General features: G+C 68.5%; 6 protein-coding genes and 1 pseudogene. 5 read left to right on the top strand and 2 right to left on the bottom strand.

What is annotated here, in order from left to right:
• The 4 genes and pseudogenes from GBZ26_RS25515 to GBZ26_RS25500 form a co-directional block, all read left to right on the top strand.
• Positions 1-728, top strand: a pseudogene (locus tag GBZ26_RS25515) (M1 family metallopeptidase); the annotation flags it as partial.
• A 105-nt stretch (positions 729-833) separates the two neighbouring features.
• Positions 834-1466, top strand: coding sequence for an SH3 domain-containing protein (locus GBZ26_RS25510; protein ID WP_247884906.1), 633 nt, complete (start codon positions 834-836; stop codon positions 1464-1466).
• Between the two features lie 122 nt (positions 1467-1588).
• A complete protein-coding gene (hypD, locus tag GBZ26_RS25505) occupies positions 1589-2716 on the top strand; it encodes a hydrogenase formation protein HypD (protein ID WP_174441239.1) in 1128 nt (375 codons plus the stop codon).
• A gap of 156 nt (positions 2717-2872) precedes the next feature.
• Positions 2873-3961, top strand: coding sequence for a TRAP transporter substrate-binding protein (locus tag GBZ26_RS25500; RefSeq protein WP_174441238.1), 1089 nt, complete (start codon positions 2873-2875; stop codon positions 3959-3961).
• Positions 3962-4006: 45 nt separating this feature from the next.
• Here GBZ26_RS25500 and GBZ26_RS25495 read toward each other — a convergent pair whose 3' ends face one another.
• Entirely contained in the window at positions 4007-4219 is a 213-nt protein-coding gene (locus tag GBZ26_RS25495; RefSeq protein WP_174441237.1) for a hypothetical protein, read from the bottom strand.
• A 122-nt stretch (positions 4220-4341) separates the two neighbouring features.
• Positions 4342-5961, bottom strand: a complete 1620-nt coding sequence (locus tag GBZ26_RS25490; RefSeq protein ID WP_137141802.1) for an ABC-F family ATP-binding cassette domain-containing protein — start codon at positions 5959-5961, stop codon at positions 4342-4344.
• 122 nt (positions 5962-6083) lie between these two features.
• Between GBZ26_RS25490 and GBZ26_RS25485 the strand changes: the two genes are divergently transcribed.
• Entirely contained in the window at positions 6084-6449 is a 366-nt protein-coding gene (locus GBZ26_RS25485; protein WP_247884905.1) for a cupin domain-containing protein, read from the top strand.
• Positions 6450-6458: the final 9 nt, after the last annotated feature.

Here is a 6458-nt window from a genome sequence, read left to right as displayed (position 1 = left end):
TCTTCGAACAATGGCTGACCCGTGTGGGCGCGCCCTCCCTGGACTTGGTGGAAGCGAAGGGCAGGGGCGACGGGGTGGCGCTGACCCTGCGCCAAAGCGAGCCGGCCTACGGCCTGACCGTGCCGGTGGAGGTGCAAACCGCGGCGGGAGTGGAGCGCCGCACCATCCGCCTCGACGGCCGCGAAGCGACCGTGACGATCCCGACCGCCGCCGCGCCGCGGGCGCTGGCGGTCGATCCGGGCTTCGGCCTGTTCCGCCGTCTGGCGCCGGGGGAGGCTCCGCCAACCCTGCGCGACGTGACGCTGGACCACGCGGCCACCACGGTCATCGCCGCCGACGGCCCGGCCGCAGAGGCCGCCCGCGCGCTGGCCGAACGGTTGGCGGACGGCAAGCCGCGCATCGCCACCGCGGACCGCGCCAACCCAGACGCCCCGCTTGCCGTGATCGGGGCGGCGGGGGAGGTCGACCGGCTGCTGGCCCGGCTCGGCCTGCCGCCGCTGCCGGACAGCCTCAAGGGTCGCGGGACGGCGCGGGTGTGGACCGCAAGAACCCCACGGGGCCGCCCGCTGCTGGCGGTGGCCGCGGACGACGCGGCGGCGCTCCAGGCGCTGCTGCGCCCATTGCCCCATTACGGGCGGCAGAGCTGGCTGGTCTTCGAGGGCGCCCGCGCCGTGGACCGCGGCGTCTGGCCCGCCGGGGACAGCCCGTTGCGTGTGTCTTTCGAGTAGTTCCGCCCGCCCGTCCTCTGTCCATGGAGCATACCCCGCCTTTGCCTGTTGTAGGGGAAACGGCGCGCGATGCGCGCGTTCTGCGGGAGAATGCACATGTCTCGGATGACGAAGACTTTCCTCGGAACTCTGGCCGGCCTCGGCGTGGCGGCGGCGCTGGCCCTGCCCGCGGCGGCGGCCCCCGGCGACATCCATACGGTGACCGGCGAGAAGGTGAACCTGCGCGCGGCCCCGTCCGACAACGCCTCGGTCCGCTCCACGGTCACCCGCGGCGACGAGGTGATCGAGCTGAAGCAGGAGGGCAACTGGATCGGCGTGCGCTCGATGCGCACCGGCGAGGAGGGTTGGGTCTTCGGCGACCTCGTGAAGCGGCAGACGCCGAGCACGTTGGGCGGCGCGTCGTCCGCGGCGTCGGACGCCGGGTTCGGGCGCATCTCTTCGGGCTTCGACGGGCTGCTGGCCGGCATCAACAACCAGCTCGGCTACCGCTTCGCGGAGAAGGTGGAACAGTCGGGCAACGGCACGCTGCGCGTCATCCCGACCCAGGAATGGCTCTACAACACCAGCCGCGAGGCCAAGATCTACGCGGCGCTGGCGCTCTACGAGATGTGGAAGAACCACAACAACGGACGTCCGGTCAGCGTGGCGCTGGGTTCCCCCGGTTCCTCGGCCATCGCCATCGAGGATTCGGGGCGGGGGCCGGAGCTGTCGCTGCCCATGATGGGCGCCTCCAAGTAGGACGGTTCGCGGCGCGGCAAGCGTGATGCCGCCGCGCCGCGCCCCATTCTTGATCCGCATCAACGCCAGCGCTTCCCGCCGCCGTCCAAATGCCATGACGGCAGGCGGAAGGGGCGGGTGCGATGAAATACGTCGATGAATTCCGGGACGCGGCGCTGGCCCGCGGCATCGCCGCCGCCATCGCGCGGGAAGCGGCGACCGGGCGGACCTATCACCTGATGGAGTTCTGCGGCGGCCACACCCACGCGGTGTCCCGCTACGGCATCCCCGACCTGCTGCCGGACACCGTGCGGATGATCCACGGTCCGGGCTGCCCGGTCTGCGTCCTGCCGGTGGGGCGGATCGACGACGCCATCGCCATCGCCCGCCAGCCCGGCGTGATCCTGTGCACCTACGGCGACGTGCTGCGCGTGCCGGGATCGGGGCGGGTCAGCCTGCTGAAGGCCAAGGCCGAGGGGGCGGACGTGCGGATGGTCCTGTCGACCATGGACGCCCTGCGCATCGCCGAGGACAATCCCGACCGCGACGTCGTCTTCCTCGCCATCGGCTTTGAGACGACCACCCCGCCGACCGCGGTGGCCGTTCACGCCGCCAAGGCCAAGGGCCTCAGGAACTTCAGCGTCTTCTGCAACCACGTCCTGACCCCGGCGGCCATCCGGGGCATCATGGACAGCCCGGAGGTGCGGGAGATGGGCACGCTGCCGCTCGACGGCATCGTCGGGCCGGCCCACGTCTCCGTGGTCATCGGCAGCCGCCCCTACGGGTTCGTGGCGGAAACCTACCGCAAGCCGGTGGTGATCGCCGGTTTCGAGCCGCTGGACGTCCTCCAGGCCATCCTGATGCTGATCCGGCAGGCGAACGAGGGGCGGGCGGCGGTGGAGAACCAGTTCACCCGCGCGGTGACCCCGGACGGCAACCAAAAGGCCCAGCGGCTCGTCGCCGACACCTTCGACGTGCGCCCCAGCTTCGAATGGCGGGGCCTCGGCTCCCTCCCCGACAGCGGCTTGCGGTTGAAGGAGGCGTTCGCCGCCTTCGACGCGGAGCGGCGATTCGCCATGCCGGGCCGCGCGGTGCCCGACCACAAGGGCTGCGAATGCGGCGACATCCTGCGCGGGGTGAAGAAGCCAAGCGATTGCAGGCTGTTCGGAACCGTCTGCACGCCGGAGAATCCGATGGGCTCCTGCATGGTGTCGGCGGAGGGCGGCTGTGCTGCCCATTACACCTATGGGCGCTTCCGCGACCACCGATAGGCGGTGCCGTGACCGTTGGTTTCAACCGCGAACGGTTTGTCACGAAATATTTCGGCGGGGAAGCTATTCGCCCATTGCACGGCTAACCTTTTGCGGGGGTTTGGAGGAGGCTGATAGGTTCGTTCCTGAACAAAAGAACAGGAGGGGACTTCCCGTATGAAACGCCGTTCATTCCTTGCCAGCGCCGGTGTCGGCGTCGCGGCCAGCACCCTGGCGGCTCCGGCCATCGCGCAGAGCACGCCGGAAGTGCATTGGCGCCTCGCCTCCAGCTTCCCGAAGAGCCTGGACACCATCTACGGCGCCGCCGACGTGATTTCGCGCCGCGTCGCCGCCATCACCGACAACAAGTTCACGATCCGTCCCTTTGCCGCCGGTGAGATCGTTCCCGGCCTCCAGGTGCTCGACGCCGTGCAGAACGGCACGGTCGAGTGCGGCCACACCGCCAGCTATTACTATGTCGGCAAGGACCCGACCTTCACCTTCGATTCGACGGTGCCGTTCGGCCTGAACGCCCGCCAGCAGAACGCCTGGATTCTCCAGGGCGGCGGCATGGAACTGCTGCGCGAGTTCTTCAAGGGCTACAACGTCGTCAACTTCCCGGCGGGCAACACCGGCACCCAGATGGGCGGCTGGTTCCGCAAGGAGATCAAGACGGTCCAGGACCTGAGCGGCCTGAAGTTCCGCATCGGCGGCTTCGCCGGCCAGGTGCTGACCAAGCTGGGCGTCGTGCCGCAGCAGATCGCCGGCGGCGACATCTACCCGTCGCTGGAGAAGGGCACCATCGACGCCGCCGAGTGGATCGGCCCCTACGACGACGAGAAGCTCGGCTTCAACAAGGTCGCCAAGTACTACTATTACCCCGGTTGGTGGGAAGGCGGCCTGAACGTGTCGCTGCTCGTCAACCAGCAGAAGTGGGAAGAGCTGCCGAAGCCCTATCAGGCGGCCCTGGAAGCGGCCTGCTTCGAGGCGCTGGCGATCATGAACGCCAAGTACGACGCCGACAACCCCGCCGCCCTGAAGCGTCTGGTGGCCGGTGGAGCCCAGCTCCGTCCCTTCCCGCGCGAGGTGATGGAGGCCTGCTACAAGGCGGCCTACGAGCTGTACGACGAGACCGCCAAGAACAACCCGAAGTTCGCCAAGATCTACGAGCCGTGGAAGAAGTTCCGCGACGAGGAATTCCTGTGGTTCCGCGTTGCCGAGAACAGCTTCGACAACTTCACCTTCACCGCCGGCCAGCGCCGTTGATGAAGGCGCGGTGCGGCGCGTCACGGCGCCGCACCGTTTCGGCCGCTACTGGGCGGCCACTTTCTGGGACAGGCGTTGCAGATCCTGCGACGCGCGGTCGGCGATGCGCTGGGCGGCGACCAGCGTGTCCGTCAGAGTGCCGACGTCCGGCGCGATCTCCCCCGCGGCGTCGGACATTTCGTCCAGGGCCTTCACCGCGGTGTCGATCAGGCGGATGACCAGCCCCGCGGGGCCGTCGGCGTTGTCGTACCCAGCCATTCCAAAATCTCCATGGTTGCGCAACCCAGCCCGAACGACACGGGCACGAGTTTCCATGGAGGGGGCGGGCCGCGCAAGCCGCTTGTTGCGGCGCACGCGTTCCCGCACCGTCCGGGCCGGCGTCAGTGGATGCCCGGCGCCTCCTGCCCGGTGCTCGCCACATACTCGGTGTAGCCGCCGCCGTACTGGTGGATGCCCTCCGGCGTCAGCTCCAGCACCCGGTTCGACAGGGCGGCCAGGAAATGGCGGTCGTGCGAGACGAACAGCATGGTGCCCTCATAGGCGCCCAGCGCCGAAATCAGCATCTGCTTGGTGTCGAGGTCGAGGTGGTTGGTCGGCTCGTCCAGCACCAGGAAGTTGGGCGGGTTGAACAGCATGATCGCCATGACCAGCCGGGCCTTCTCGCCGCCGGACAGCACGCGGCACTTCTTCTCCACGTCGTCGCCGGAGAAGCCGAAGCAACCGGCGAGTGCACGCAATGCTCCCTGGCTCGCCTGCGGGAAGGAGGTCTCCAGCGATTCGAAGATGGTCTTGTCGCCGTCGAGCAGGTCCATGGCGTGCTGGGAGAAATAGCCCATGCGCACGCTGCCGCCGACCGTGACGGTGCCGTTGTCCGGCTCGGTCGCGCCGGCCACCAGCTTCAGCAGCGTCGACTTGCCGGCGCCGTTGACGCCCATGACGCACCAGCGCTCCTTGCGGCGGATCGTCAGGTCCAGCCCCTCGTAGATGGTCCGGCTGCCGTAGCCCTTGTGCACGTTCTTCAGCACCGCCACGTCGTCGCCGGAGCGCGGGGCCGGCGGGAAGTCGAAGGTCACGATCTGGCGGCGCTTCGGCGGCTCGAACCGCTCGATCTTGTCGAGCTTCTTCACCCGGCTCTGGACCTGGCTGGCGTGGGAGGCGCGGGCCTTGAAGCGCTCGATGAACTTCAGCTCCTTGGCCAGCATGGCCTGCTGGCGCTCGAACTGCGCCTCCTGCTGCTTCTCGCGCAGCGCCCGCTGGCGCTCGTAGAAGCCGTAGTCGCCGGAGTAGCTGGTCAGCGACCCGCTGTCGATCTCGATGATCTTGTTGACGATGCGGTTCATGAACTCGCGGTCGTGCGAGGTCATCAGCAGCGCGCCCTCGAAGCCCTTGAGGAAACCTTCCAGCCAGATCAGGCTTTCGATGTCCAGATGGTTGCTCGGTTCGTCGAGCAGCATGACCTCGGGCCGCATCAGCAGGATGCGGGCCAGCGCCACGCGCATCTTCCAGCCGCCGGACAGCATGCCGACGTCCATGTCCATCATCTCCTGGCTGAAGCTGAGGCCGGCCAGCACCTCGCGCGCCTTGCCCTCCAGCTCGTAGCCGCCCAGCTCGTCGAAGCGGGCCTGGACCTCGCCGTAGCGTTCGATGATGGCGTCCATCTCGTCGGCGCGGTCGGGGTCGGCCATGGCGGCCTCCAGTTCGGCCAGCTCCGCGGCGACGGTGCTGACCGGGCCGGCGCCGTCCATCACCTCGGCGACGGCGGAGCGGCCGGACATCTCGCCGACGTCCTGGTTGAAGTAGCCGATGGTCGCCTGCTTCTCGATCGCCACCTGACCGGTGTCCGGCAAATCCTCGCCGGTGATCATGCGGAACAGCGTCGTCTTGCCCGCCCCGTTGGGACCGACCAGCCCGATCTTTTCGCCCCGGTTCAACGCCGCCGATGCTTCGAGGAAGAGGATTCGGTGACCATTCTGCTTGCTGATGTTGTCGAAGCGGATCATGTGCGGCTGCGTTCCTGCGGCGTTGTTCCCATGGCGTGGCGGGGGCTCTTATGCCACAGGATGCGCGGCGCGATGGAGTCCAGATCGGCGCCATGCGAAAATCGCATTCCGAAAACGGCTCGATGGGAAAGATTGCCGTCATGGGGCGTCCACAGGTTTGGGACTATTGGCGTCCCATCGGCAGTGGCATCGGCATCGTCGAGCTGGGGACGGTGCGCGGCCGCGACGTGGCCTTGCCGGTGCATTTCCATCGCGAGGATCAGGTGACCTTCGTCCTCGCCGGGCGGCGGCGCTTCGTCATTGCGGGCGACCTGTGCGAGGCCGGTCCCGGCGAGGGTGTGCACATCCCGGCGGGCCTGCCGCACCGGTCGCTGTCCGGGCCGGACGAGGTCGTCTGCGTCAACCTCTACACGCCGCCCGGCCTCCACGCCGCGCCGGAGGTGATCGCCGGTCTGGCCCGGCACTGGCGGAGGACGGGCGGCGTGTAGAGGTTGACG

The organism is Azospirillum formosense (genome assembly GCF_013340925.1).
Taxonomy (GTDB): Bacteria; Pseudomonadota; Alphaproteobacteria; order Azospirillales; family Azospirillaceae; genus Azospirillum; species Azospirillum formosense.
Note: the sequence above shows the minus strand (reverse complement) of the source record. Positions and strands in the feature narration are given on the sequence as shown.